At 40.0% G+C, this 25754-nt stretch carries 22 protein-coding genes and 1 tRNA gene; 14 read left to right on the forward strand and 9 right to left on the reverse strand.

Annotation, left to right across the window (positions count from 1 at the left end; genetic code table 11):
• Positions 1–7 precede the first annotated feature (7 nt).
• The 6 genes from secD to queA all read right to left on the reverse strand — a co-directional run bounded on the left by secD (position 8) and on the right by queA (position 6463).
• The gene (gene secD, locus ABJ384_RS02670; protein WP_180042752.1) at positions 8–1909 is read right to left on the reverse strand and encodes a protein translocase subunit SecD; all 1902 of its coding nucleotides are present in this window, start codon (positions 1907–1909) and stop codon (positions 8–10) included.
• 51 nt (positions 1910–1960) lie between these two features.
• The gene (yajC, locus tag ABJ384_RS02675; protein ID WP_086195837.1) at positions 1961–2290 is read right to left on the reverse strand and encodes a preprotein translocase subunit YajC; all 330 of its coding nucleotides are present in this window, start codon (positions 2288–2290) and stop codon (positions 1961–1963) included.
• Between the two features lie 105 nt (positions 2291–2395).
• Positions 2396–3526 carry a tRNA guanosine(34) transglycosylase Tgt gene (gene tgt / locus ABJ384_RS02680; protein WP_180042750.1) on the reverse strand — a complete coding sequence of 377 codons (1131 nt, stop codon included), beginning with the start codon at positions 3524–3526 and terminating at the stop codon, positions 2396–2398.
• A gap of 248 nt (positions 3527–3774) precedes the next feature.
• A complete protein-coding gene (locus ABJ384_RS02685) occupies positions 3775–4341 on the reverse strand; it encodes a LemA family protein (RefSeq protein WP_180042749.1) in 567 nt (188 codons plus the stop codon).
• Positions 4342–4370: 29 nt separating this feature from the next.
• A complete protein-coding gene (locus ABJ384_RS02690) occupies positions 4371–5399 on the reverse strand; it encodes a hypothetical protein (RefSeq protein ID WP_180042748.1) in 1029 nt (342 codons plus the stop codon).
• Between the two features lie 26 nt (positions 5400–5425).
• A complete protein-coding gene (gene queA, locus ABJ384_RS02695) occupies positions 5426–6463 on the reverse strand; it encodes a tRNA preQ1(34) S-adenosylmethionine ribosyltransferase-isomerase QueA (RefSeq protein ID WP_180042747.1) in 1038 nt (345 codons plus the stop codon).
• A gap of 194 nt (positions 6464–6657) precedes the next feature.
• On the opposite strand from queA, the gene ABJ384_RS02700 reads away from it, so the two are divergent.
• From ABJ384_RS02700 to ABJ384_RS02710, 3 genes are all read left to right on the forward strand, one after another.
• Positions 6658–6744 (forward strand) — tRNA-Leu (locus ABJ384_RS02700).
• A 171-nt stretch (positions 6745–6915) separates the two neighbouring features.
• Entirely contained in the window at positions 6916–7116 is a 201-nt protein-coding gene (locus ABJ384_RS02705) for a hypothetical protein (RefSeq protein ID WP_349928721.1), read from the forward strand.
• Positions 7117–7140: 24 nt separating this feature from the next.
• Entirely contained in the window at positions 7141–7638 is a 498-nt protein-coding gene (locus ABJ384_RS02710) for a hypothetical protein (protein ID WP_349928723.1), read from the forward strand.
• A 107-nt stretch (positions 7639–7745) separates the two neighbouring features.
• On the opposite strand, the gene ABJ384_RS02715 is transcribed toward ABJ384_RS02710, so the two are convergent.
• Positions 7746–9977, reverse strand: coding sequence for an NADP-dependent isocitrate dehydrogenase (locus tag ABJ384_RS02715; RefSeq protein WP_349928725.1), 2232 nt, complete (start codon positions 9975–9977; stop codon positions 7746–7748).
• A 1164-nt stretch (positions 9978–11141) separates the two neighbouring features.
• On the opposite strand from ABJ384_RS02715, the gene ABJ384_RS02720 reads away from it, so the two are divergent.
• The 5 genes from ABJ384_RS02720 to ABJ384_RS02740 all read left to right on the forward strand — a co-directional run bounded on the left by ABJ384_RS02720 (position 11142) and on the right by ABJ384_RS02740 (position 17986).
• Complete coding sequence (locus tag ABJ384_RS02720) at positions 11142–12416, forward strand: HAMP domain-containing sensor histidine kinase (protein ID WP_349928727.1); 1275 nt, start codon at positions 11142–11144, stop codon at positions 12414–12416.
• Positions 12417–12490: 74 nt separating this feature from the next.
• Positions 12491–15250 carry a bifunctional [glutamate--ammonia ligase]-adenylyl-L-tyrosine phosphorylase/[glutamate--ammonia-ligase] adenylyltransferase gene (gene glnE, locus ABJ384_RS02725; RefSeq protein ID WP_349928728.1) on the forward strand — a complete coding sequence of 920 codons (2760 nt, stop codon included), beginning with the start codon at positions 12491–12493 and terminating at the stop codon, positions 15248–15250.
• Positions 15251–15268: 18 nt separating this feature from the next.
• A complete protein-coding gene (locus ABJ384_RS02730; RefSeq protein ID WP_166171246.1) occupies positions 15269–16195 on the forward strand; it encodes a branched-chain amino acid transaminase in 927 nt (308 codons plus the stop codon).
• An 80-nt stretch (positions 16196–16275) separates the two neighbouring features.
• On the forward strand, positions 16276–17166 hold the full coding sequence (locus ABJ384_RS02735) for an ELM1/GtrOC1 family putative glycosyltransferase (RefSeq protein WP_349928730.1): 891 nt from the start codon (positions 16276–16278) through the stop codon (positions 17164–17166).
• Between the two features lie 13 nt (positions 17167–17179).
• Entirely contained in the window at positions 17180–17986 is an 807-nt protein-coding gene (locus ABJ384_RS02740; RefSeq protein ID WP_349928732.1) for a polysaccharide deacetylase family protein, read from the forward strand.
• Here the strand turns inward: ABJ384_RS02740 and ABJ384_RS02745 are convergent, their stop codons facing one another.
• Positions 17987–18919, reverse strand: coding sequence for a glycosyltransferase family 2 protein (locus ABJ384_RS02745; protein WP_086197537.1), 933 nt, complete (start codon positions 18917–18919; stop codon positions 17987–17989).
• Between the two features lies 1 nt (position 18920).
• Positions 18921–19892, reverse strand: a complete 972-nt coding sequence (locus ABJ384_RS02750; RefSeq protein WP_086197536.1) for an ELM1/GtrOC1 family putative glycosyltransferase — start codon at positions 19890–19892, stop codon at positions 18921–18923.
• Between the two features lie 182 nt (positions 19893–20074).
• Between ABJ384_RS02750 and ABJ384_RS02755 the strand changes: the two genes are divergently transcribed.
• The 6 genes from ABJ384_RS02755 to ABJ384_RS02780 are packed head-to-tail and all read left to right on the forward strand — an operon-like array spanning position 20075 to position 25700.
• A complete protein-coding gene (locus tag ABJ384_RS02755; RefSeq protein ID WP_086197535.1) occupies positions 20075–21139 on the forward strand; it encodes a glycosyltransferase family 4 protein in 1065 nt (354 codons plus the stop codon).
• A gap of 35 nt (positions 21140–21174) precedes the next feature.
• Positions 21175–22233 (forward strand): dTDP-glucose 4,6-dehydratase, encoded by a 1059-nt coding sequence (gene rfbB, locus ABJ384_RS02760; protein WP_086197534.1) that lies wholly within the window; start codon positions 21175–21177, stop codon positions 22231–22233.
• Positions 22233–23111: a glucose-1-phosphate thymidylyltransferase RfbA gene (gene rfbA / locus ABJ384_RS02765; protein WP_086197533.1), complete on the forward strand. Its 879-nt coding sequence runs from the start codon at positions 22233–22235 to the stop codon at positions 23109–23111. Before rfbB ends, rfbA begins: the two co-directional genes overlap by 1 nt.
• Positions 23112–23115: 4 nt before the next feature.
• A complete protein-coding gene (locus ABJ384_RS02770) occupies positions 23116–24213 on the forward strand; it encodes a DegT/DnrJ/EryC1/StrS family aminotransferase (RefSeq protein ID WP_086197532.1) in 1098 nt (365 codons plus the stop codon).
• A gap of 1 nt (position 24214) precedes the next feature.
• The gene (locus ABJ384_RS02775) at positions 24215–24784 is read left to right on the forward strand and encodes an acyltransferase (RefSeq protein ID WP_086197531.1); all 570 of its coding nucleotides are present in this window, start codon (positions 24215–24217) and stop codon (positions 24782–24784) included.
• A 1-nt stretch (position 24785) separates the two neighbouring features.
• A complete protein-coding gene (locus tag ABJ384_RS02780) occupies positions 24786–25700 on the forward strand; it encodes a glycosyltransferase (RefSeq protein ID WP_086197541.1) in 915 nt (304 codons plus the stop codon).
• The last annotated feature ends 54 nt before the right edge of the window (positions 25701–25754 follow it).

Genomic DNA, 25754 nt, shown 5'->3' on the forward strand with positions numbered 1-25754 from the left:
CGATCTCCTAAATGCTCAACTTTTTCAAGTTACGTTTTTTGCCATAAATAAGCTGTACGATGGCACGTGTCACCGTAATGGCTGTAAACATCGAGCAGACAATACCGATCATTAATGTCACCGCGAAGCCCTTGATCGGACCTGTACCAATGGCAAACAGAATGAACGCAACCAGGAAGGTGGTTAAGTTCGAGTCAAAAATGGTGTTATAGGCCCGATCATAACCGGCGACAATCGCCTGTTTGGGCGAGGCCCCCCATTTCATTTCTTCCCGTATTCGCTCACAGATTAGTACGTTGGCATCGACCGCCATACCAATGGTAATTACGATACCGGCAATACCCGGAAGGGTGAGGGAAGCGCCAATCCATGACATCACAGTCAGGATCATAGCCAGGTTAAATACCAGTGCAAAGTTGGCAATTACACCGAACAGACGGAAGAACACCACCATCCAGATCGCCACAAGAAGGAAGCCGATTTGAGTCGATAACACACCTTTGTCAATATTTTCCTGACCCAGGCTCGGACCAACCACACGTTCTTCAACGAAATACATCGGCGCAGCCAGTGCACCGGCACGAAGCATCAAGGCAAGTTCAGCCGCTTCCTGTGGTGAATCCAGACCGGTAATACGGAACTGGGAACCCAATACCGCCTGAATGGTTGCAGCATTAATGATGACTGACTCAGCATAAGGGGTACGGACTTCAGTTTGCGCACCCGTCACAGGATCTGGAACATAGCTGATCTTCTGCTTGTTCTCGATGAACAATACCGCCATGCGTTTACCAACCGCATTACGGGTGGCATCTGCCATCAGCTTACCGCCAGCACTATCCAAAGTAATGTTTACTTCAGCACCGCCAGTATCCTGGCTAAAGCCGCTAGAGGCATTCTGAACACGTTCACCGGTCAGAATGCGGTTACGGTTCAATAATAATTCACGACCACTATCCAACGATTCATAAGCAAAAGCTTCAGTACCCGGAGGTAGGGCCTGAGCTGTAGACTTGCCGGTATACGGATCGATGTACTGGTCATTCAAATCGGAAACCAGACGGAATTCCAGGTTGGCTGTACGGCCCAAGACGCGTTTCGCTTCAGCAGTGTCCTGAACACCCGGAAGTTCAACCACAATACGGTTGCTGCCTTGAGTTTGAACCAATGCTTCCGCTACACCTAACTCATTAATACGGTTACGTAAAGTGGTTAAGTTCTGGTTAACGGCATAAGACTGAATTTCCTGCTTGCGCACGTCGGTATAGTTCAGACGTAAAGTTGAACCGGACTCAGAGGCAATTGCTTGTTGGTTGAATTCATTGCCATTACGACGCAAGAAATCCATCACGGCTTCACGGTCACCGTTATTGGCAAACTGAACGGTAATGGTATTGTTATTCAGTGACAGGCTGTTGAATTTTAGCTTGTTGTCACGCAATTGACGACGCAGATCAGTCGCCGATGTTTCCATACGCTGACTGATAGCCTTGTCCATATCCACTTCAAGCAGGAAGTGCACACCACCACGTAAATCCAGACCCAGTTTCATTGGCTTGGCACCAATTTTTTGAAGCCATTCAGGTGTGGTTGGGGCAAGGTTCAAGGCAACAACATAATTATCACCCAATCCGCGACGCAATACTTCTTTGGCTTTTAACTGTGCTTCAGAGGAGTCGAGACGTAAAAGGGCAGCATTATTGCTAAAGCTGTTGTCATGGCTTGAAATTTTTTCACTTTGTAATAATTGCTCTGCTTTTTGTACGATGCTCTGGTCAATTTGGGTGCCGGCTTTGGCACCGGAAATTTGAACAGCAGGTTCATCGGGGTACAAACTAGGCAGCGCGTATAATGTGCTGATCATCAAAACCACAAGGATCAGCAGATATTTCCATGCTGGGTAACGCATCTGTTTTCTTCTTAAAATGAAAAAGTCGTGCTAGGGCACGACTAATTTTGATTAGAGATTATTTAATGTGCCTTCAGGAAGAACTGAAATCACACTTGCGCGCTGAATTTTTACTTCTACGCCACGGCTGAGTTCAACCACTGCAAAATCGCCTTCAATTTTAGTGATTTTGCCCATCAGGCCACCTGCAAAAACTACTTCGCTACCTACACCCAGGCTTTCAACCAAGGTACGGTGTTCTTTCGCGCGTTTCGCTTGAGGACGCCAGATCAGGAAATAGAAAATTGCGACAAATACCGCAATCATCAAAAGGTTGGTTACCAAACTTGGTTGTTGTGCAGCTTCACCTGCTGCGTGAGCAGTAGAAATAAAAAGGCTCATTTCAATTTCCTAAACTAAAAAATGTATATCAACAATATGATGATAAATAAGATAACTTGTTCAGCAATTTACCTTGTCTTTTTCTTCAGCGCAAATACTGAAAGATTAATCTTCAGGACAAGGAGGGACTTCTAGACCACGACGCGCATAAAAATCCTGTACATATTCATCAAAAGTACCATTATCTAACGCATCACGGATGTCTTGTGTAAACCTTTGGTAATAACGCAGGTTATGAATAGTACCCAGCATGGAACCAAGCATTTCACCGCATTTTTCCAGATGGAACAGATAAGCACGGGTGAAGTTTTGGCAGGTATAGCAGTCACAGTCTGGATCGAGTGGACTTTGGTCATGACGATATTTGGCATTACGAATCCGCACCAGACCGTCTGTCACAAAATAATGACCATTACGTGCATTACGGGTTGGCATGACACAGTCAAACATATCCACACCACGGCGGATGCCTTCCACGATATCTTCAGGCTTGCCGACACCCATCAGGTAACGTGGCTTGTCTTCCGGCATTTTCGGTGGCAGATGATCCAGAATCTTGATCATTTCCTCTTTCGGTTCACCGACAGAAAGACCGCCAATGGCAAAGCCATCAAAGTCGATTTCTTTTAAGCCTGCCAGCGATTCATCACGCAGGTCTTCATACATACCGCCCTGAATAATACCGAACAGGGCATTTTTATTTTTTAATACATCATGGTGATGGGTTTTACAGCGTTTTGCCCAGCGCAGTGAAAGCTGCAAAGATTTCTGTGCTTCTTCACGTGTAGCCGGATAAGGTGTACATTCGTCAAAAATCATCACGATGTCTGAATTCAATGTATGTTGAATATCCATTGAAATTTCAGGTGATAAAAAGACTTTTGAACCATCAATTGGCGAACGGAAGGTTACACCTTCTTCTTTAATCTTACGCATCGCACCCAGGCTGAAAACCTGGAAGCCGCCTGAATCGGTTAAAATCGGTTTGTTCCATTTCATGAACTCGTGCAAACCGCCATGTTCACGAATCACATCCAGGCCGGGACGCAAATAGAGATGGAAGGTGTTACCTAAAATAATCTGGGCTTTAATATCTTCTACATCACGTGGGAGCATGCCTTTGACTGTACCGTAGGTACCGACAGGCATGAACACCGGTGTTTCCACCACGCCGTGTTCCAGCGTTAAACGACCACGACGGGCACGGCCCGACTGACCTAATTTTTCAAACTTCATAAAATATCCTGGACGAGAGCAAAGCACTGCTTTGGTTGCAGTGCAAGAGCGAAAAAACAGTTCGCCGCCAAAAGTCCGCTATTTTCCTTGATTACGCACATAAACGCCAGTGTTGTCGAATTTTAACGCGATTCTTTTTTGCTGAAGAAAATAAGCTAAAAGAGTTGCTCTGCTTGCCTTGCGGATGGGCATACAGAAAAGATACTTTTCTGCATGCCGATGTTTTCATTTATTCTAATATCAATGACTTAAAAATTCGGTCGATAGTCAAAACTCTGTGTAGCTGCCAGATCGCGGAAGGGGCGAATGGCTTTTTTACCGAGTGACAGGGTATTGACGATGTTATTGGGAAAAATCTGAATATTGTTATTAAACAGTTCAACATTGCGGTTAAAAATGGTAATGGCTGCCCCGACATTTTCATTCTGTTCTTCAATTTCATTCATCATTTTTAGATAAATTTCATTGGCTTTCAGCTCGGGATAGTTTTCTACCACGACATTCAGACTCTGCATCAATTCCTTGTTCAGGCTTTCAACGCGTTGCAACTGGGCAACATCAGCATTGTTTAAATTGAGATTTAAAATATTCTGCCGCAGTTCGGTTACTTTTTCCAAAGTACCTTGTTCAAAATTGGAATATTGTTCAACCAAAGGTTGCAAGCCATCCAGAACTTTAATCTTCTGACGCTCATAAGTTGCCACATCTGACCAGGAACGAATAGAAGCATTGTGATGACGCACAATATTATTGCGAATCATGATACAGGCTACAATCACGGCAATAGTCAACAATAAAAAAATCAATAACCCCATTTATTTGTCCCCAAACATTTACAAGATTGTTATTTTAAAAACTGCGTTAAATCACGCTGTAAACTTTCCAGATACGGTAGTTTAAAAGTACGCAAGTGTCCACGTAATGCAGAAATATCGTGAATATTTTTTGCCCGGCTTGAAATATGAAATAAATCGGCCGTTCCTAAAAAACATAAGATATGGCTGTCGGGATGGAAAATTAAATCGCCTTGACGCTGAGCAAAAAATTCATCCAGTCTCAGCACAAATGCCGGCGTAAGCAGTTTCGCCATCTGCATTTCATCGCTGCCAAAAATATTCAGTTTCTGATTGACTTGAATATCACTGGTATGCCACGGAAAACTGTAAGGATAATAAAACTCCTTGTTGGCCGTAGTGACTGCCACACCGTGTACTTCCACATCAAAAACAAATACACCCCATAAATCTTTGTGTACTTCACTCACCTGTACTTCATTGCCGTCTTTATTACGAATCCGGATTTCATTGACATAATGATATTGAAATACCATCACCTGATGCTGTTTGCCTTCATCATCGGTCCATTGGGTGCTGGCGTAATAAGGAAAGTCATTGGAAATGCTGCCCTGATTAAAGACCGGAAATAAACGCTTTAAATGGGCAATAAATAAAACCGGTTGCAGGGGAACAGAAAAATGTTGCGGTTGTTGCTGGAAGGCAAGATTGTATTTTTTAGCAATACTTTGCTGTTCCAGATATTCGATGACTTCATCAATGGGCTTGCTTTCTTCATAACTAATATAAGCCCAGAAAATCATAAAAAAACCGCTGATCAGACTGATCTGAATCCAGATATTACCGGGATGGATAAAAATCAGCAGGATAAAAAACAGTCCTGCTGCTGCCAGAAGTAGCGGGAGGACATTTTCAAACTTGAGCACGATCGGGGCATTCCAGGGATGCAGGGCATCTAAAATATCCTGATGCGTCTGAGCCTGGCGGGCAATCTCCCAAAGCCGCGCAATATTATTAAAAACCCGTTCATTTTTTTTACGTCGAATATGAATCGAATATTTAACAGCATCGAGCGGCATGGCGTACTTCTTATTATCAACAATAATTAAGGTATGATTTTATCAACCAGCATGGCATCGCCATAACTGAAGAAACGGTATTTGGCTTCTACCGCATGATGATAGGCAGCTAAAATATTATCACGATTCGACAATGCCGAAACCAGCATCAATAACGTTGATTCAGGAAGATGGAAGTTGGTAATCAGACGATCAACCACTTTAAACTGGTAACCCGGGTAAATGAAGATTTGGGTATCACCCGTCCAGCCTTTTAACTCACCGCCATTGGCCTGTGCAGCGCTTTCAGTGGCACGGGTTGCAGTTGTACCGACAGCAATGACTTTATTGCCACGCGCTTTGGTGGCTTTGATCAGTGCCATAGATTCATCAGACACATCACACCATTCACTGTGCATGATATGGTTTTCAATATCGTTAGTGCGTACCGGAAGGAAGGTTCCTGCACCGACATGCAAGGTCACAAAGGTTTTCTGGATGCCTTTTTCTTCCAGTTTTTTCAACAAAGCTTCGTCAAAATGCAGGCTGGCAGTCGGGGCAGCCACACTAGCCAGTTTAGTTGGGTCATTAAAAACGGTCTGATAACGCTCAGTATCGATTGATTCTGCTTCACGGTTGAAATAAGGAGGAATCGGCAAAGCACCATATAGATCTAGAACATTTAAGATGGGCTGAGAAAACTCGACAATGAACAGGTTTTCATGGCGACCTTTTACCGTCACTTTTACTTCATCTGGACCAATGAACAGTTCTGCGCCTTCTTTGGGTGAATTGCTGGCTTTAATATGGCAATGCGCAATGAACTTGTCCAGCATGCGTTCCACTAAAACTTCAACCGCACCCCCAGTGGCACGTTTACCTTTCAGACGTGCTTTCATGACCTTGGTGTCATTTAAAACCAGCAAATCACCTTCATTCAGTAAATCGAGAATATCTGTAAATTGATGGTCATGATATTGACCTTGAGCATCAAGATGCAAAAGGCGTGAAGCACTACGGGTTTCAAGTGGATAACGGGCAATCAGCTCGTCAGGGAGATCAAAGTTAAAGTCAGAAAGTTGCATCTTCAATGTATTGAAATAAGAAAAACATCCGCATTATAGGCTGGAAAAGCACAAAACAGATGCTATCTGATGTTTTTTAAAACAAAGTTTTTGATTTTGATTTAAAATTGAGCGATCGGTTAAGCTATATAATTGACAATTCCAAGTTTGAGAGTAATATAGCCACCACAAGCTGATCAGCTTGCAGCACCTTTCCCGAGGTGGTGAAATTGGTAGACGCGGCGGACTCAAAATCCGCTGTCAGAGATGACGTGTCGGTTCGAGTCCGACCCTCGGGACCAAGATTTTGAAGAACCCCAAGCATATTAAGTCTTGGGGTTTTTTATTGCCTGATAAAAATAAATTGATTTGATGTATCGTGGATATGCATTATATATTTTGAACTTTATATAAAAAATTTGAAAAATTGTTGTTTGATTTAACAAAGTATTAATGAATAGAAAAGGGGAAATATGTCGGCAAATTTAAATGCAGAATTAAATCTAAATCAGTTTGCATTAAAAATACTAGAAAGTGCTTATGGATTAGAATTTACATGCGTAATTATTTTTCTAATTGTTGTGGTTGCGAGTATTTACTTTATCGCTAAATCAGGGGTAATTACTGGTTTGAGGGAATTTAGTGAACATAGGCGAAGAAAAAGGAATGAGTAAATTAATGAACAGGAAAAACTCTTAGTGGGTGACACTTTGTTAGAGTTTTCTGATGAGTTGCAATATCATTTAAAGGTTTCTAAATTAGCGAATTACTTAAATATAAAAAATAAAGATATAGATTTACTTAAGTACATTTTATCCTGTCGGGATAAAGACAAGGCAGTAAGGCTATACAAACTTGGGAAAGATTATTTAGAAAAAGATAAGGAAAGTAATAATTATAAGTTAAAGACAAAATACACGCTAAAAAGAATAAAGTGGTATGGATATTTGGGAACTATTTTATATTTTTTGATTAATATTTTTGGTTCAACGCCATATCTTGTTGTTACGTATCTTAGATTTGCTTATAAAGAGGAAGGTTCTACTGTATCTAATGATCTGAATTATCTTATGTTCTTTTTTTTCATGATCTTTTTCATGATCTCAATGTTCGTCCTATGGCATTACTTAAGACCAGAGGCTGCTAAGAATTTCTTGGAAATGGAAAAAATTAATAAATATTCTACAGGGATATAAAAGATCATTTCATTCATGTATTTGTTTTGCTAATGATATCGAAATAAAAAACCGGCGCCTAGACGCCGGTTTTTTACATCACTAACTTTCGTCAGTTTTGGAAAAGCTTAGATTGAAGCAAGAGCAGCATTAAATGTAGCACTTGGACGCATTACTGCATTTACTTTCTCTTGATCAAGAGCGAAGTAACCACCGATGTCTACAGCCTTACCTTGTACTTCTGCAAGTTCAGCAACGATCTTGTCTTCGTTTTCAGCAAGTGCTTTCGCAAGAGGAGCAAACTTCGCTTTAAGTTCAGCATCTTCGTCTTGTGTAGCAAGCTCTTCAGCCCAGAATTTAGCCAGGTAGAAGTGGCTGCCACGGTTATCTAGTTCACCTGTACGGCGTGAAGGAGACTTGTCGTTGTCCAGCAAGATACCAGTTGCTTTATCTAAAGTTTTAGCAAGAAGTTTCGCACGAGCATTGTTTTCTTTAATGCCCATTTCCTCTAATGACACTGCAAGTGCCAAGAACTCACCTAAAGAATCCCAACGCAAGTGGTTTTCTTCTACAAGTTGTTGTACGTGTTTAGGTGCAGAACCACCAGCCCCAGTTTCGTACATGCCACCACCGGCCATTAACGGTACGATAGACAACATTTTTGCAGAAGTACCCAGTTCCATGATTGGGAACAAGTCTGTGAGGTAGTCACGAAGAATGTTACCTGTTACAGAAATGGTATCCAGACCGCGAGCAACACGTTCAAGTGTGTAACGCATTGCACGAACTTGAGACATGATGTGAATGTCTAAACCAGTTGTGTCGTGATCTTTCAAGTATTTTTGTACTTTCTTGATCAGTTCATTTTCATGTGGACGGTACGGGTCAAGCCAGAAGATTGCAGGCATGCCAGAGTTACGTGCACGAGTTACTGCAAGTTTCACCCAGTCACGGATCGGTGCGTCTTTCACCTGACACATACGCCAGATATCGCCTTCTTCCACATTTTGTGACATCAACACTTCACCTGTTTCAAGGTCAGTGATGTTCGCAATACCTGCTTCAGGAATTTCGAATGTCTTGTCGTGTGAACCGTATTCTTCAGCTTTTTGTGCCATCAAACCAACGTTTGGCACAGTACCCATGGTACGTGGGTCGAAGTTACCATTCCATTTACAGAAATTGATCATTTCCTGGTAAATACGTGCGAATGTAGATTCAGGCATGACTGCTTTAGCATCATACTGTTTACCATCAGCACCCCACATTTTACCACCGGCACGGATCATTGCAGGCATAGAAGCATCTACGATGATGTCGTTAGGAGAATGGAAGTTGGTGATGCCTTTAGCTGAATCAACCATCGCTAGTGCTGGGCGGTGTTCTTGACACGCGTGCAGGTCACGGATGATTTCGTCACGCTGTGACTCTGGTAGGGTTTCAATCTTTTCGTAAAGATTAGCCATACCGTTGTTTACGTTAATGCCTAATTCGTCGAACAGTTTACCGTGTTTTTCAAATGCATCTTTGTAGTAAATTTTCACACAGTGACCGAATACAATCGGGTGTGAAACTTTCATCATGGTTGCTTTAACGTGTAAAGAGAACAAAATGCCTGCTTCACGGCAATCTTCAAGTTCTTTTTCATAGAAATCGCAAAGCGCTTTCTTGCTCATGAACATTGAGTCAATGATTTCACCATCAAGCAAAGCAAGTTTCGGCTTGAGAACAATGCTTTCACCAGACTTGGTGATGAGTTCCATTTTTACATTGCGTGCACGGTCAAGTGTCATTGATTTTTCACCGTGGTAGAAGTCGCCTTCATCCATGTGTGAAACGTGAGTTTGTGACCATTGTTTCCACTCGCTCATTGAGTGAGGGTGTTTTTTCGCATAATTTTTTACAGCAGTCGGCGCGCGACGGTCAGAGTTACCTTCACGCAGAACCGGGTTTACAGCAGAACCGAGGCATTTGCTGTAACGTGTTTTAATTGCTTTTTCTTCCTCAGTCACCGGGTTTTCCGGATAGTCAGGAAGAGCGTAGCCTTTCGATTGAAGTTCCTTGATACAAGCTATCAACTGGCCAACTGACGCACTAATATTTGGGAGTTTAATGATATTAGTGTCTGGGTCTTGTGTGAGATTGCCAAGCTCTGCCAGGGTATTCGGTACTTTCTGCTCATCGCTGAGGAAGTCCGTAAATTCTGCAAGCACACGTACGGCTACAGAGATGTCTTTTTTAACAATCTCTACACCAGCTGGCTTGGTAAAGGTTTCAATGATCGGCAGCAGGGAGTAGGTCGCCAATAGTGGCGCCTCGTCGGTCAATGTGTAAATGATTTTTGACTTTCCACCAGCCATATATAGCCCCTTGCTTTAGATTGAGTTTGTCAGTACCGAGCTTTTGGCTCAGTTCTGCGAACCGGTTTGCTTAAATAAAACATTAAAAGTATTGGCGCTTATTTGCACCTCAGCCGAACAGCAATATCTTGCATATTGGTCTTTGGCTGAAAATTTGTATACATCAGTGTTGTTCACCAATCCCCCTATTCTACGTGAAATTTAGTTATTTTTCGAATTGGGGTGAGGCTTCCGGTCTCTCATGTGGCAATTCCCCGTATTTGGTCATATAAGTAGAGAATCTTGCTTAATAAGTTATATAATTTATTATTATCAATAACTTATTTGTATGAATACCTCCTGCATAAAAAAAACCGGCGGGCGATTTTTTGCCGATTTATAAACTAATTACTTAGGACATGTTGGGTATCATGGAAATAAATTATCTAGCAGGGAAGAAGAGGTAAATTTTTCTTAGATTGATTGGACAATTATTTGGGGGAGATAAGCATTTATTATTGTTATTCATGACTGCGCTGAAAAGTGTGCTGGCAACAATCATGATCATTATTGTCATCGAAAATGGGTTACAGATCTGATGTAAAAGAAGAAGTTAAATAAATGAATAGCTGTTCTGAGCAGTAGTATTTGAATAGGACAGTCTTAGAGGGACAGGAAATGCGTTGAGAGGGAGACTCAAAAAAACAGCAAGGCTAAAAAGATGATTTTTTAATTGATGTGCAAGCAATATGGCAATTTACTGTATATGATTTCTGTAACATAGAGTATGCCTGAACAATTGAATGATGAGCTGATCAATTGTGCTGTGTTTAAACAAATGGATGATGAGCTAAACACTTAATCATCGGACTGTCCCGATGAAAACTGGAAACCATGCTATTGTAGTCAAATGTTGACTAAGGATAGCTTTAGATTTTCGCTTCGAGTCCGACCCTCGGGATATATTCAAACAATATAAGTGATTAATAATAGATTGGTTTTTTATTGTTTGAATAGAATTGTGATCTGCTTTTGATGCCAAGGTGAAAACTAGAGTAAACATTGGGTATAAATTGTCACTGTTTGTCTTTATTCATTGTCTTCGATATGAAACTTTGTTAATAAGATGAAACATGATAATTATTTCTTTAAAACAACAAATAATAGTGATTGGATGAATCAAATATGAAAATGCAGTTGCTTGAAATAGGCTCGGAAACTGAGCAGCTTAGTGCATGTAAAATCTCACTATTGTTAGGCGTTTTTACAGCAACGAATCAGCTTGAGCGTTTTTTAAGGTTTTCCCGCAACATGCTTGGTGCTGAACAGGCGGTACAGGCTTTTCATCATGAGCCTTATATCTGGTATTCCTCCAATCATGGTTTTAAGGCTTTTTGCTCGCCTGATGAAACCGGTTTAAGTTCTTATTTTGAAGAGCATCCTTTTATTGATCATCAGCATAGTCAATATCCGAATCTGGTGCAGCATGTGAGTCAATTCGGCGTAGAGGCTAAGCGTTATCTGGCTTTTGATTTGCGTTTAAGTAACGGTACTTCAATTGGTCAGGCGCTTTTTTTTGATCAGCAGAAAAAACCGTTTCATCCTGAAAGTATTACAAATGTCAGTGACTTGACCAACAGTCTGATTCATATGATTGAACTGAAGGCAGATCATGCTGAACTGAAGGAAATGTACGAGCAGCAAGAGGCGCTCAATTTCAGTAAAACCAAGTTTTTCCAGATTATTGCCCATGACTTGAGAGCTCCATTTCATGGTTTGCTCGGTTTTTCAGAAGTGCTGGCGCAAGAGCGTGAAACACTGGATGAATCCAGCATACAGAATATTGCTGAATATTTGTATGATACGGCACAATCGACTTATAACCTGCTGGAAAGCCTGCTGAACTGGGCAATGGCTGAAGGCGGACGTTTCATTTATCATCCCATTAATTTTGAATTAAAACAGTCAAGCAAGATTGTTTGTGACGTATTACATAGTTTGGCGGTAAAGAAAAATATTCAGTTAATTGACCAGATTGAAGAAGGCATCAAGGTTTATGCCGATATCAACATGATTACTTCAGTGATACAGAACTTGGTTTCCAATGCTTTGAAATTCACCCCGACTGATGGTACGGGGCGCGTCATCATTCAGGCAAATGAGTCCGAAGCAGGGGTGCATATTTCTGTACGGGATACCGGTCTGGGGATGAGTCGGGCACAAATGGATCAGCTGTTCCAGCAGTCGGTTACGGTCAGTATTAAAGGGACTGCAGGAGAAAAAGGTACTGGTCTGGGCCTGGTCTTGTGTAAGCGTTTTATTGATTTGAACCATGGGCAAATTTTTGTAGATTCTACAGAAGGTGAAGGCACGACATTTAATGTGATTTTACCGGCAGCTACCAGTGCCCATCAGGCTTTAGCCCAGGAACAGCCTAAAATTGAAAAAGTAAAAGTATAGAAAATCAATTTTTCTTTTCCACTATTTCTTTTCAGCTGCTATAACTAGAAAAAAATCAGGCTGAAGGTTTTAAGATGAATGCGGAACAATTGCACAACACATTGCGTGCGAGCCAATATGCAGAACAGGTGTTGGGAAAACACAGCGCTCTACTAGAACAAGATTATGCAATTGATCAATTTCTCCTTCCTTTAACCACCATTCAAATCCAGAATATTGTTCATGACACGCTAAAGCAGATTACAGATGAAAGCACCTGGATGCATGCTATTCGTGTGCTTCGTGCGCGCTTGATGTTCCGCTGGATTTGGCAGGATGCCAACCGGTTGACGGATGTGATAACCCTGACCCGTGAGCTTTCCGATTTTGCCGATACTGCTATTTGCGCGGCTAAAGATTTTGCCCGTGCTCCATTGGTGGCCAAGCACGGTGAGCCTATCGGCTACGGTGGTGAGGTGCAGGATTTAATCGTGGTCGCCATGGGCAAGCTCGGGGCACAAGAGCTTAACCTTTCAAGTGATATTGATCTTATTTTCGGTTTTGATGAACAGGGCGAAACCAATGGTCGCAAATGTATTGATGTACAGCAGTTTTGTATTTTGTGGGGGCAAAAGCTGATTTATCTGCTTGATCATATTACCGCAGACGGATTTGTATTCCGTGTTGATATGCGCCTGCGTCCTTGGGGCGATGGTTCAGCTTTGGCGATTAGCCATGTTGCCCTGGAAAAATATTTAAGCCAGCATGGCCGTGAATGGGAGCGCTATGCATGGATTAAGGCACGTATTGTGACTGGTGGTAAAGAAGGTGCAGAACTGCTGGAGATGACCCGTCCATTCGTATTTCGTAAATATGTTGATTACACCGCCTTTGAAGCCATGCGTGAAATGAAGGCGATGATTGAACGCGAAGTACAACGCCGTAATATCGAAGATGATATCAAGCTTGGAGCAGGGGGGATTCGTGAAGTCGAATTCATCGTTCAAGTCTTTCAATTGATTTATGGTGGCTCAAAACTTGAATTACAGGATCGCCAGTGTCTGGTCAGCCTGCATCATTTGGGTGAAGTGGGGCTTCTTGAACAAAATGCCGTACTTGAACTGGAAGATGCCTATCTGTTTTTGCGCCGGATTGAACATGCCATTCAGGCACTCAATGACCAGCAGACCCAATCCTTGCCCAATGAACCTGATTTAAGAAATCGCATGATTGAAACGCTGGGTTTTGATAGTTGGGAGCAATTTTTAGAAGTGCTGAATCAAAAACGTGCCAAGGTCATCTATCAGTTTGAGCATTTGATTAAAGAAAAAGAACCTGATCCGTTAATTGAAAGCTTTACTCAATTAGAGAAACAGCTAAATGAAGTGCTGGATGAAGATGCCAAAAATCTGGTGCATGAATTCTGGAATGGGCATGCGCTGAAAAAATTGCCAGCCAAAGCCGTACAGCGTTTAAAGACGTTTTGGCCACACCTGATTGAAGCGATTTTGCAGTCTGATAAACCGCAAGTGGCACTGTTACGTTTGATGCCTTTGGTCGAATCGGTCCTGCGCCGTACCGTGTATCTGGTAATGTTGATTGAAAGTAAGGGTGCGCTGCAGCGTCTGGTGAAAATGGCCACGGTGAGTCCATGGATTTGTGAGGAACTGACCCATTATCCGGTACTGCTAGACGAATTTTTATCGATGGATTTTGAATTGCCGAAACGCAAGGATCTGGAAGATTCATTGCGCCAGCAACTGTTGCGCATTGAGATTGATCAGGTTGAAGATCAGATGCGCGTGCTGCGTTTATTCAAGAAATCCAATGTATTGGCTGTGGCAGCCAGTGATGTTCTGGCAGAAAGCCCATTGATGAAAGTCTCCGATGCATTAACCGATATCGCAGAAGTATCCGTTAATGCGACATTAAATCTGGCTTATCAAATTACTGCTAAAAAGCATGGCTATCCTTTAGATGCAGAGGGGCAGCGCTGTTCACTCGATCATATGGCATTCGCGGTCGCAGGCTATGGCAAACTAGGTGGCATTGAACTGGGTTATGGCTCGGATTTGGATCTGGTATTTATTCATTATATGAGTGAACAGGGTGATACCGATGGTATTAAACCGATTAGCGGTTTTGAGTTTGCCATACGCGTGGCACAGAAATTCATGTCGCTGATGACCACACAAACTTTGGATGGGCGCGTTTATGAAATTGATACCCGCTTACGTCCATCGGGTGAGGCTGGCTTACTTGTGACCAGCCTCAAAGCCTTTGAACAATATCAATTAAAAAGTGCTTGGGTATGGGAGCATCAGGCGCTGGTTCGTGCCCGATCCATTGCCGGTGAAGCTTCACTGCGAGAAAAGTTTGAAGATTTACGCTGCCGCATTTTGACCCAGCCACGGGATGAGGCGAATGTTCGAGCAGAAGTGTTAAAAATGCGTCAAAAAATGAAAGACCATTTAGGCTCTTCCAAAGAGCAGCAAAAAGATGGGATTTTTCACTTAAAACAGGATGCAGGTGGTATCGTTGATATCGAATTTATGGCACAGTATGCGGTATTAGCATGGAGTGGGTCGAATCCTGATCTCGCCCATTACTCCGACAACGTACGAATCCTTGAGGATGCCGCAAAAACGGATCGCTTATCCAGCGCCGACGCGACAGCATTGATTCAAGCTTATCTCCGTGAACGAGCCGAGAGCCACCGTTTAGCCCTTGCAAATCAATCCATGCAAGTTGCAGCTGACGACTGGTACGATACCCGAGAGGTCGTTTGCAAGTTATGGCAAAGATTAATTGATCCAACTGCAGCTTTTGCGTTGGATAGAAATGACTGTGTATAAAAATTTGGAGTGTGTGCCATGAATTTGGCTGATCGTGATGGTTTTATCTGGCAAGATGGACAAATGGTTGACTGGCGTGAGGCGAAAATCCACGTCCTAACTCATACATTACACTACAGTATGGGTGTCTTTGAGGGTGTCCGTGCTTATGAAACACCAAATGGTACCGCGATTTTCCGTCTCCAAGATCATACCAAGCGTTTGCTTAACTCTGCAAAAATCTATCAAATGAAGGTTCCATTTGATCATGCAGCACTTGAGCAGGCTCAAATTGATGTAGTACGCGAAAATAAATTAGCTTCATGCTATTTGCGTCCAATTATCTTTATCGGTTCGGAAAAACTCGGTATTGCTGCAACGGATAATACTATTCATGCCACTGTGGCAGCATGGGGCTGGGGTGCTTACCTGGGTGAAGAAGCGATGGCGAAAGGTATTCGCGTAAAAACTTCATCATTTACCCATCACCATCCAAACGTGACCATGTGTAAGGCAAAGGCTTCAGGTAACTATACCTTGTCTATTCTTGCCCATCAGGAAGTAGCACATTCGGGTTATGACGAAGCAATGTTGATGGACCCGCAAGGTTATGTATGCCAAGGTTCTGGCGAAAACGTATTCTTGGTAAAAGATGGTGCATTGCATACACCGGATATCGCTGGCGGTGCTTTAGACGGTATTACCCGTCAAACTATCATTACCATTGCTAAAGACTTGGGCATTGAAGTATTTGAACGTCGCATCACACGTGATGAATTCTATATCGGTGATGAAGCCTTCTTCACTGGTACTGCAGCTGAAGTGACTCCAATCCGTGAATATGATGATCGTATCATTGGCGAAGGCTGTCGTGGTCCAATTACGACAAAAATTCAGAAAGCATTCTTTGATGCAGTTCAGGGTAAAGATCCTAAATATGCACACTGGTTAACTTACGTAAAATAAGTTGATCGGTTAAGATGAGGAGGCGGAACGAAAGTTTCGCCTTTTTTATTGCTTAATGGTGTAAAAGGAAACAATACAACATGCATATTGTCTACGTCAGTGATGCTAAAGCGGGACACCGTTCGCAAGCCGTCGGTTTGTATAAGGCCATGCAGCGTATAAGCAATAGCGAAGTAACTTTTCAGGAAATCGCCATTCAGCAATTGCCAATTTTCACGCTTTTAAAAGGCATGTTGAGTCATCAATTGCCCCTGCTTGAAAAAAAGCCAGATTATATCTTTGGCGTAGGCAGCCATACCCAGTCACGGGTTCTGCTACTGGGTAAAGTATATCCTCAGGCGAAAACGGTTATTTTAATGAAACCGAATTTTCCTTTCAGCTGGTTTGATTATGCCATTATTCCTGAACATGATGGTGTACCTGAATCCAGGCATGTTATTACCACTCAAGGGGCTTTAAACCCGATTGTTAATGAGCAGCGCCATCAAGCCAGTCAGATCTTGATAGCTTTAGGTGGTTCTTCCAAACGTCATCAATGGAATGAAGCAAAAGTTTTGTCAGCAATTCAGCAGATCGTAGAAAATCATCCTGACGGTAAAATTATTCTGACTACCTCACGTCGTACACCATCCGAATTTCTGGCTCATTTAATTAAGCAACCTTATAATCAGTATTTGCAAATTTTTCCGGTAGAACAAACCCCGCAAGGCTGGATCTTTGAGGAAATGCAAAAGGCAGAAGCAGTTTGGGTCACGGAAGATAGTGTTTCCATGATTTTTGAGGCCTTAACCGCCGGTTGTAAGGTGGGAGTGATTGGGATTGATCGATTAAAAGAAGATCGGATTACCCAATCGATTGATCACATTATTCAATCTCATTTGGTTTCTGAGAGTACTTCAATTCAAGCGTTACCTGAACCTCATGCTTTTAAAGAAGCAGAGCGTGTGGCAACATATCTTTTAGCAAAATAATCAGGTTGCTCTTGTGATTTATATTTTTATTCTCCTGTTGGTCTTAGTCATGGCGTTTAGTTATAAATATGCATGGTGGAAACCAGCGGTAGACTGGAAACGACCTCGTGTGCTGATGTATCACATGGTCAGGGACCATATTGATGGTGCCAAGTTTAATAAATTACGGGTAAAACCGGCGGAATTTGAAAAGCAGGTAGCATGGATGAAAGCAGAAGGCTTTCATTTTGTCACCATGCAAGAATTACAACAAAATTGGGGTAGACACCCTGAAAAAACCGTGGCCATTACCTTTGATGATGGTTATCTGGATAATCTGGAAAATGCTTACCCAATATTAGAAAAGTATCAGGCTAAAGCGACCATTTATGTAGTAGTGGACCGACATGATCGAGATTGGTCAACCTATAAAAAAGCGCATCATAATAGTGGTGAACTGGCGCGTGAGCCAAAACTGAATGATGAGCAAGTAAAGTTTTTAGCAAATTCAGGTTTGGTGGAAATTGGTTCGCATACGCTGACTCATGCCAATATGGCGAAACTAAGCGATGAAGAATGCTTGGCTGAATTAACTCAATCCAAGCAGGTATTGGAAAGCTTAATCCAGCAGGAAGTGACGAGCTTTGCTTATCCCTTTGGAATTTATTCTACACGTGATGTGGCGCTGGTCCGAAAGGCAGGCTATCACAATGCAGTGACCACAAAAGAAGGTATAGATTTAGAGCAGCCCGATTTTATGCAGTTACAGCGTATTAAAATCAGCGGTAAAGATTCGCTGTTTGCAGTGAAATTGCGAATGAAATTAGGCAAAAGAGCGTAATTACGCTCTTTTGTTAATCTTACGCACATGATCTAATTGATTAAAATATGTAGTAAGCTTTTGGTGATGTTTATTCCAGGTTTGAATAGGATTAATCCGCGCAGCTAAATAAATCAGAAAATCAGAAAAGTTTCTCTTTGGTGTGTGACGAATACTTTTCCAGTATGTTGAAAGTGCTTTTTTGGTTAATAACTTTTTATCTTGTTCATTTATTTCAGGATAATCTTGAATAAAGTCATCAATTGTAAAGAACATATCGTGGTGTTGTTGCTCTAAGTGGCGCGATAAACGATTTTCTCCACGAACCGATTTGGTTTCCGTTTCATCTAAAAGAACAAAAACACTATGTAAATTGCTAGAAATAATTTTTTGAGAATATTTGGCTAAATTTAGGGCGAGCGATTCATCTTGAATAAATATATTTTCATTACAGCCTTTAGACTTTAAAAATAATTCACGTGTACACATGACACACATTTGCATAATATTATTTTCGAGTACATAGTTTAGAGGAGTCGTGCTAGATTCCCACGTTCCAATAGTATGTTTTTGAATTTCATTTAAATCGTGAATTTTTACTTTTTCTGCATAGCATAAATCTGCCTGCTGTTTTTGCATCTCATGTAAAAACATATTTAAGCGATTTGGAGCCAGGATATCGTCAGAGTCCATGAAAAAGAGATAATCACCAGTCGCAGCAAATGCACCTTGATTTAGGCGAACCGCAGGACCTTTATTGTCCGTATTCTGGATAATTTTGACTTTGGGATAATTGGCTAATAAGTATTGATAATTAGTCGGCCATTCTGGGTCTGTAGAACAGTCATCTACCACGATAATTTCATGTAAATTTTCATCTTCGGGTTGCAATGAATCGATCGTTCTATTGAGTAATAAACCCTTATTGTAGTGAGTGAGGACGACTGAAATCATTTTAATATCCTAAATTACGTTTAAAAGCCTGAACAATCGGTCTAGTTAAATCCAAGGCTTGGGTATTTTTACAATCTGGATGTTGAAAGTCCGCTGCTAAATTTTGTCGTTGCATGAGTTTATGTTGAAGATATTTCTGATTTAAAGGTTCTAAAATAGACTTGGAATTATAAATTGAGCAGATGAAGCGACCACTTTGAATAGTTTCAGCCAGCATAGATGTACTATCTTCTGTGACAAAAATATAAGTGGCCTGTTTAATAAGCTGAACTAAAGATAAAGCATTTTTTGTTTGAACTAAATGCAATTGAATATTTTCAGGGATTTTGGTCTTTTGAAAATAGCGATCTAAATTCGGTGTGCGGCGTGAATTGGTGATGAGCCCCTTCAGCTGATTTTGAGTACAAAATGCAATAAATTTATCGATGATTTTTTTAAAATCGTCATATGTAAAAGGATGCTCATCTGTCGGACCACCTAAAATCAGCAAGGCAGTGGTTTGATCAAGTTTATCCTGTTGCAGATTAATAAAGTCTTTTTTAACTGGTGGAGTGGCAAGCACAACTTGGTCTGATGCAGTATTTTGTTCTAGTGCTGTAATTGTACAGTTCACTAGTTGTCCATTTACTTTGCGTAAATCACCTGCGTAAAACAATGGAACTTTTAATCTGCGACTGACAAAAATGCCATAGAGCAAATTTGGCATGCCTGAACAAATAATACAGTCAATATTTTGCTTTGAGTGAAATTTTTTGAAAAAAATGGTTGAGCAAAAATCAAATAAAGGAGGATACCAACTGAGCTTTTTCAAAAGGCTTATTTGCCATTTTTTTATGCTTGGAGTTTCGACTTTATCTAAGGTTGTTGTATAAGCTGTTTCTAGGCAGTCATATACGCCAATACTAGGGTTTAAATGCCCAGCCCGTTGGTCGTGAATAAGGAGAACTGCGAGACTAGGTTTGCTTTTCATCATATTTGAACGTTTGCTCTATCTACTTTGTATGGTAACAAAATTCTATAATCTTGTCAGAGACTTGAAGTAAAGCGAATATGCAAGGAATTATTTTTAAAGAGACGATGGTTTCTCCAGACTGAAAATATTAGAATGTTGACCCAATAAACAATTGGTAAAATTTACTTTATAGGCTCTTGTTCTTGAAAAAATTAAAAATTATTCATACTGTATATGGCGATGCTTCGGGTGGTCGTTGGCAAGCGATGCTCAATACTTTTGATGCCTTAGCCAGTAAAGGGCATGAGGGTGTCTTGGTATATGGTGAGGAAAATAAGAATTTAAAATCTGAAAATTATCCAAAATTTTGTCTGAACAGTTCAGGGTTTTATGATTTGCTAGCGGCAGTAAAGCTGGCTTTGTGGTTGCGTACTTATCGTCCAGATGTTGTGATTGCCCACAGTGGACGTGCAGTTTATTTGTTTAAAAATGCAATATTTTTTGCACGAATCAAATGCCCTGTGATTGCAATGAATCACAGTCATAATGTGAAAAGAACGCTGAGAGCAGATGGATTTATTCATATTACCCCTTATGTGGGGCAATGTGTTGCAGTAGCGGCAAAAAAGAAAAGTATAGATTTAACTAAAAAACCACAGGCTATTATTTCAAATTTAATTCACTTACCTGAGAGTCAGCCCTCTTTTTCTGAAACACTTGGTGAACCAGTTGTCTTAGGCATTATGACGCGTTTGGTTGAATATAAAGGTACACATTTAGCAATTTCTGCGGTACAGCAACTCAAGCAACAAGGATATAAAGTGAAGCTTCTGATTGCCGGGGAAGGTGAGCAGAAAGCTACTTTAATTCAGCAGGTTAAAGATTTGAATTTAGAAAATGAAGTTGAGTTTTTAGGCTGGATTGGTGGTGAAGATAAAAGAAAATTTTACAATGATATCGATATTGCACTCGTGCCTACCATGAATGATACCCAACCTTTAGCCATATTAGATGCTTTTGCCTGGGGGAAACCCGTGGTTGCGAGTGATCATATTAGTGTTCAGCAGATTATTCGACAAGGTGAAAATGGGTTGATGGCAAAGTGTGGAGATATAACAGACTTGGTTGATAATCTTAATTTTTTCATTGAACATCCTGAGCAAATTTGTAAAATTGCACGATCAGGATACCAAGATGCTGAAAATGAATATCAATTCTGCAGAGTTGCGGATAAATTGAATAATTTTCTTTATTCCGTACTTAATTAATAATGTCTTTCTAATCTGGGTGTATTGAGTTTGTTATGAAAATATTAGTTACAGGTGGTGCAGGGTTTATAGGTTCAGCTGTAATTCGACATCTGATAAAACATACAGATCATGAAGTTTTAAACATAGATAAATTGACTTATGCTGGTAACCTAGAATCATTAAAAGAAATTGATCAAAGTCCAAAATATCAGTTTAAACAAATGGATATTTGCGATACTGAGCAAATCACGAAAGCAATTGAAGCATTTCAACCGGATGCAATTATGCATCTGGCAGCTGAATCACATGTGGACCGTTCAATTGATGGTCCGGCAGCTTTTATTCAAACCAATATTGTTGGTACTTATACTTTACTTGAGGCTGCCCGAAAGTACTGGATGAGTCTTGACTCAGATACTAAACAGCACTTTCGTTTCCATCATATTTCAACTGATGAAGTTTATGGTGACTTAGAAGGGACAACCGATCTATTTACTGAAACAACTTCATACGCCCCAAGTTCTCCATATTCAGCATCTAAAGCCAGTTCAGATCATTTGGTTCGTGCATGGTATAGAACTTATGGCTTACCTGTACTTGTGACCAATTGTTCCAATAATTATGGTCCTTACCACTTTCCAGAAAAGCTGATTCCATTAGTCATTTTAAATGCGCTAGATGCAAAGCCATTACCTGTATACGGTAATGGTCAGCAAATTCGGGACTGGTTATTTGTAGAAGATCATGCTCGTGCTTTGTATAAAGTGGTGACTGAGGGAGTAGTGGGTGAAACCTATAATATTGGTGGGCATAACGAAAAGCAGAACATTGAAGTGGTGAAAACCATTTGCAAAATCTTGGATGAATTGAAACCACAAAGTAGTGGTCAATCGTATGAATCATTGATTACTTTTGTTAAAGATCGTCCTGGGCATGACTTACGTTACGCCATTGATGCAGCGAAAATCAAGAATGAGTTAGGTTGGTCGCCAACTGAAACTTTTGAAACCGGTATCCGTAAAACTGTTGAATGGTATTTAAATAATTTGGAATGGTGTCGTCGTGTGCAAGATGGCAGTTACCAACGTGAACGATTAGGTGTAACTTTATAATGTCAAATACAACAAAGGGTATTATTTTAGCAGGCGGTTCGGGTACACGTTTATACCCTATTACTAAAGGTGTATCTAAACAGCTACTCCCAATTTATGATAAGCCGATGGTGTATTATCCACTTTCGGTACTCATGCTTGCGGGTATTCGTGAAGTATTAATCATTAGTACTCCTGACGATATTGATGGATTTAAACGATTATTAGGTGATGGTTCTCAGTTTGGTATTCATATTGAATATGCAGTCCAACCTAGTCCAGACGGTTTAGCACAAGCATTTATAATTGGTGAAAGCTTTATTGGGGATAGTAATGTTTGCTTAGTGCTTGGCGACAATATTTTTTACGGTCAAGGTTTTACCCCAATGTTGCGTCAGGCTGTGTCACGTCAAAAAGGTGCGACTGTATTTGGCTATCAAGTGAAAGATCCAGAACGTTTTGGGGTAGTTGAGTTTGATGAGCAAAAACGTGCGGTATCTTTAGAAGAAAAACCGAAAGATCCAAAATCACATTTTGCTGTAACAGGTCTATATTTTTACGATAATGATGTGATTCAAATTGCTAAACAGGTGAAGCCTTCTGAGAGAGGTGAACTGGAAATTACAACTGTAAACCAGATGTATTTAGAGCGTGGTGATTTAAATGTAGAACTGCTTGGGCGTGGTTTTGCATGGCTGGATACAGGGACGCATTCAAGTTTATTGGAAGCGGCTCAATTTGTTGAAACCATTGAAAAGCGTCAAGGCTACAAAGTGGCTTGCCTAGAAGAAATTGCTTTGAATAATGGTTGGCTGCGTAAAGAACAAGTTTTAGAAATTGGTCAAAGCATGAGTAAAAATGACTATGGGCAATATTTGATTTCTTTAGTGGAAAACTAAAAAAATGACTCAGCCAATTTATGTAACGCAACCTGTTTTACCTGAGCTTGAGGAATTTATTCCTTATTTAGAGCAGATTTGGAATAATAAAATTTTAACCAACTGCGGGCCATTGCATCAGCAGTTGGAAAAAGAACTTTGTGAATATCTTGGTGTTGATTATATTTCATTATTTAATAATGGAACGATTGCATTAGTCACAGCACTACAGGCTCTTGGACTTGAACAAGGTGAAGTGATTACGACACCATATACTTTTGTTGCTACGGCTCATTCGATAGTTTGGAATAAACTTACGCCAGTCTTTGTCGATATTGATCCGCAAACATCTAATATCGACCCGATAAAAGTTGAAATGGCAATTACAGATAAAACAGTCGCGATTTTACCTGTACATTGTTATGGTATTCCTTGTGATGTGGAAGCACTACAAAATATTGCTACCAAGCATAATTTAAAATTAATTTACGATGCAGCACATGCCTTTGGTGTAATACATCAGGGTAAAAGCTTATTAAAATATGGTGATTTAAGTGTAATGAGCTTTCATGCTACAAAAGTATTTAATACTTTTGAGGGGGGGGCGATCGTTTGCCATAGTGCTGAAATGAAACAGCGTATAGATCGTTTAAAAAATTTCGGGATTGTGAATGAAAGTACAATAGATGATATTTCTTTGAATGGAAAATTGAGCGAAGTACATGCTGCACTTGGTTTATTGCAATTAAAGAATATAGATAGCACATTAGCAGCGCGTCAAAAGATAGACCATATTTATCGTAGTTCATTCATAGATATAAAAGGTATACGTTGTATAGAACGTACAGATTTAGAAAAAGATAATTACTCTTATTTCCCCATAGTTATTTCTGAATCATATCCACTCAGTCGTGATGCGTTATTTGAAAAATTGAAGTGCCATAATATTTTTGCAAGAAAATATTTTTATCCGATAATGACTGATTTGACTGTTTATAAGGAATATCAATCAGACACTCCTGAAGCGAAATGCTTATCAGAGCAAGTGCTTTGCTTACCGCTATATCCAAATCTTTGCATGGAGTCAGTGCAAAAAATTATTGATTTAATTAAGGATAATTAAGATGGCTTTTTTAACAGAAGAACAGATTAAAGCCATGGGTTTTCGACACGTAGGTAAAAATTGCCTACTTTCAGACAAAGCCTCTTATTATAATTGTAAAAATATTAGTATTGGTAACAATACTCGTATCGATGATTTTTGTGTGTTATCAGCAGGTGAGAGTGGGATAATAATAGGCAGTTATATTCATATTGCAGTGTATAGTTCGCTTATAGGTGCAGGGAAAATAGTGTTAAATGATTTTTGCAATATTTCATCAAGAGTGGCTATTTACAGCAGTAATGATGATTATAGTGGTGAATTTATGACGAATCCTATGGTGCCTAGTCAATATACCAATGTGATGAGTTCAGATGTAATAATTGGAAAGCATGTAATTGTTGGATCTGGAAGTGTGATTTTGCCTGGTGTGACTTTAGGAACAGGTGTCGCTGTTGGTGCATTAAGTTTAGTAAATAAAAGCTGCTCAGATTTTGGTATTTATATCGGCACGCCAGCAAAAAAAAATAAGGAACGAAAACGAACTTTACTGAAATTAGAAATAGAACTAAAAAATGATGGATCTATTTAATATGAATATATTAGTTTCAGTATGTATTGTTACCTATAATCAAGAAAAATTTATACAGCAAACTTTACAAAGTATTTTGAATCAAAATACGAGTTTTCAGTATGAGGTTGTTATTGGAGATGATTGCTCCACTGATTCAACTAAAAAAATAATAGAAGTCTTTTTTAAAAAGTATCCTGATATTATAGTTCCAGTTTTTCATCAAAAAAATATAGGACCTATCGAAAATATTAAGGCAGTATATAAAAAGGCTAAGGGTAAATACATTTATCATCTTGATGGGGATGACTTGGCTCTTCCGAATAAATTGCAACGGCAATTTGATGTAATGGAATCCAATTCAGATTGCGCCATCTGTACTCATGATATGCTATATATTGATGCTGAAGGAAATAAAGTGCGAGAATGGACCCATCAAAAAGGTAAATTCGATTTAGATTATTTATATCTAAATTTACCTTTCTTTGCACATTCATCAAAAATGTTTCGAAATGATTTTATGTTTGATTATTTTGATGCCTTACATCCTAAAGCATTAGATATTGAAATACATATTGAGCAGGTTAGAAAAGGATTAATTTATCATTTAGATGAGGAATTAGGTGCATATCGAGTAGATGTTGGGATTAGCACGCTTGGAAAGAAAATTAACCCAATTTTGCCGATTGGTATAATGAGAGTATATGATAAGAAATTGGCGGAAGAAAATGATTTAGATCAACTTGAAAAATTAAGAAAAACTTATGCCAAGTATACACTTCAATATGCTCGTCAATTTTATAAAACTAGCAGTGATTATGATATTTATTGCTTATTGGTAAAAAAATCTTTATCTGTAAAATTTTATACATTAAGGCAGATATTTTTTTATATAATTAGTTTATTACCTAAAAGTGTTATATGGAAATCTGATTAAATTTATTTATGTTATTAAGTAATTCTCTTTCATAAATCAAAAAAGTGATCTTCT

Origin of the sequence: Acinetobacter sp. A1-4-2, assembly GCF_040233925.1 — a bacterium.
In the GTDB taxonomy this organism is placed as follows: Bacteria; Pseudomonadota; Gammaproteobacteria; order Pseudomonadales; family Moraxellaceae; genus Acinetobacter.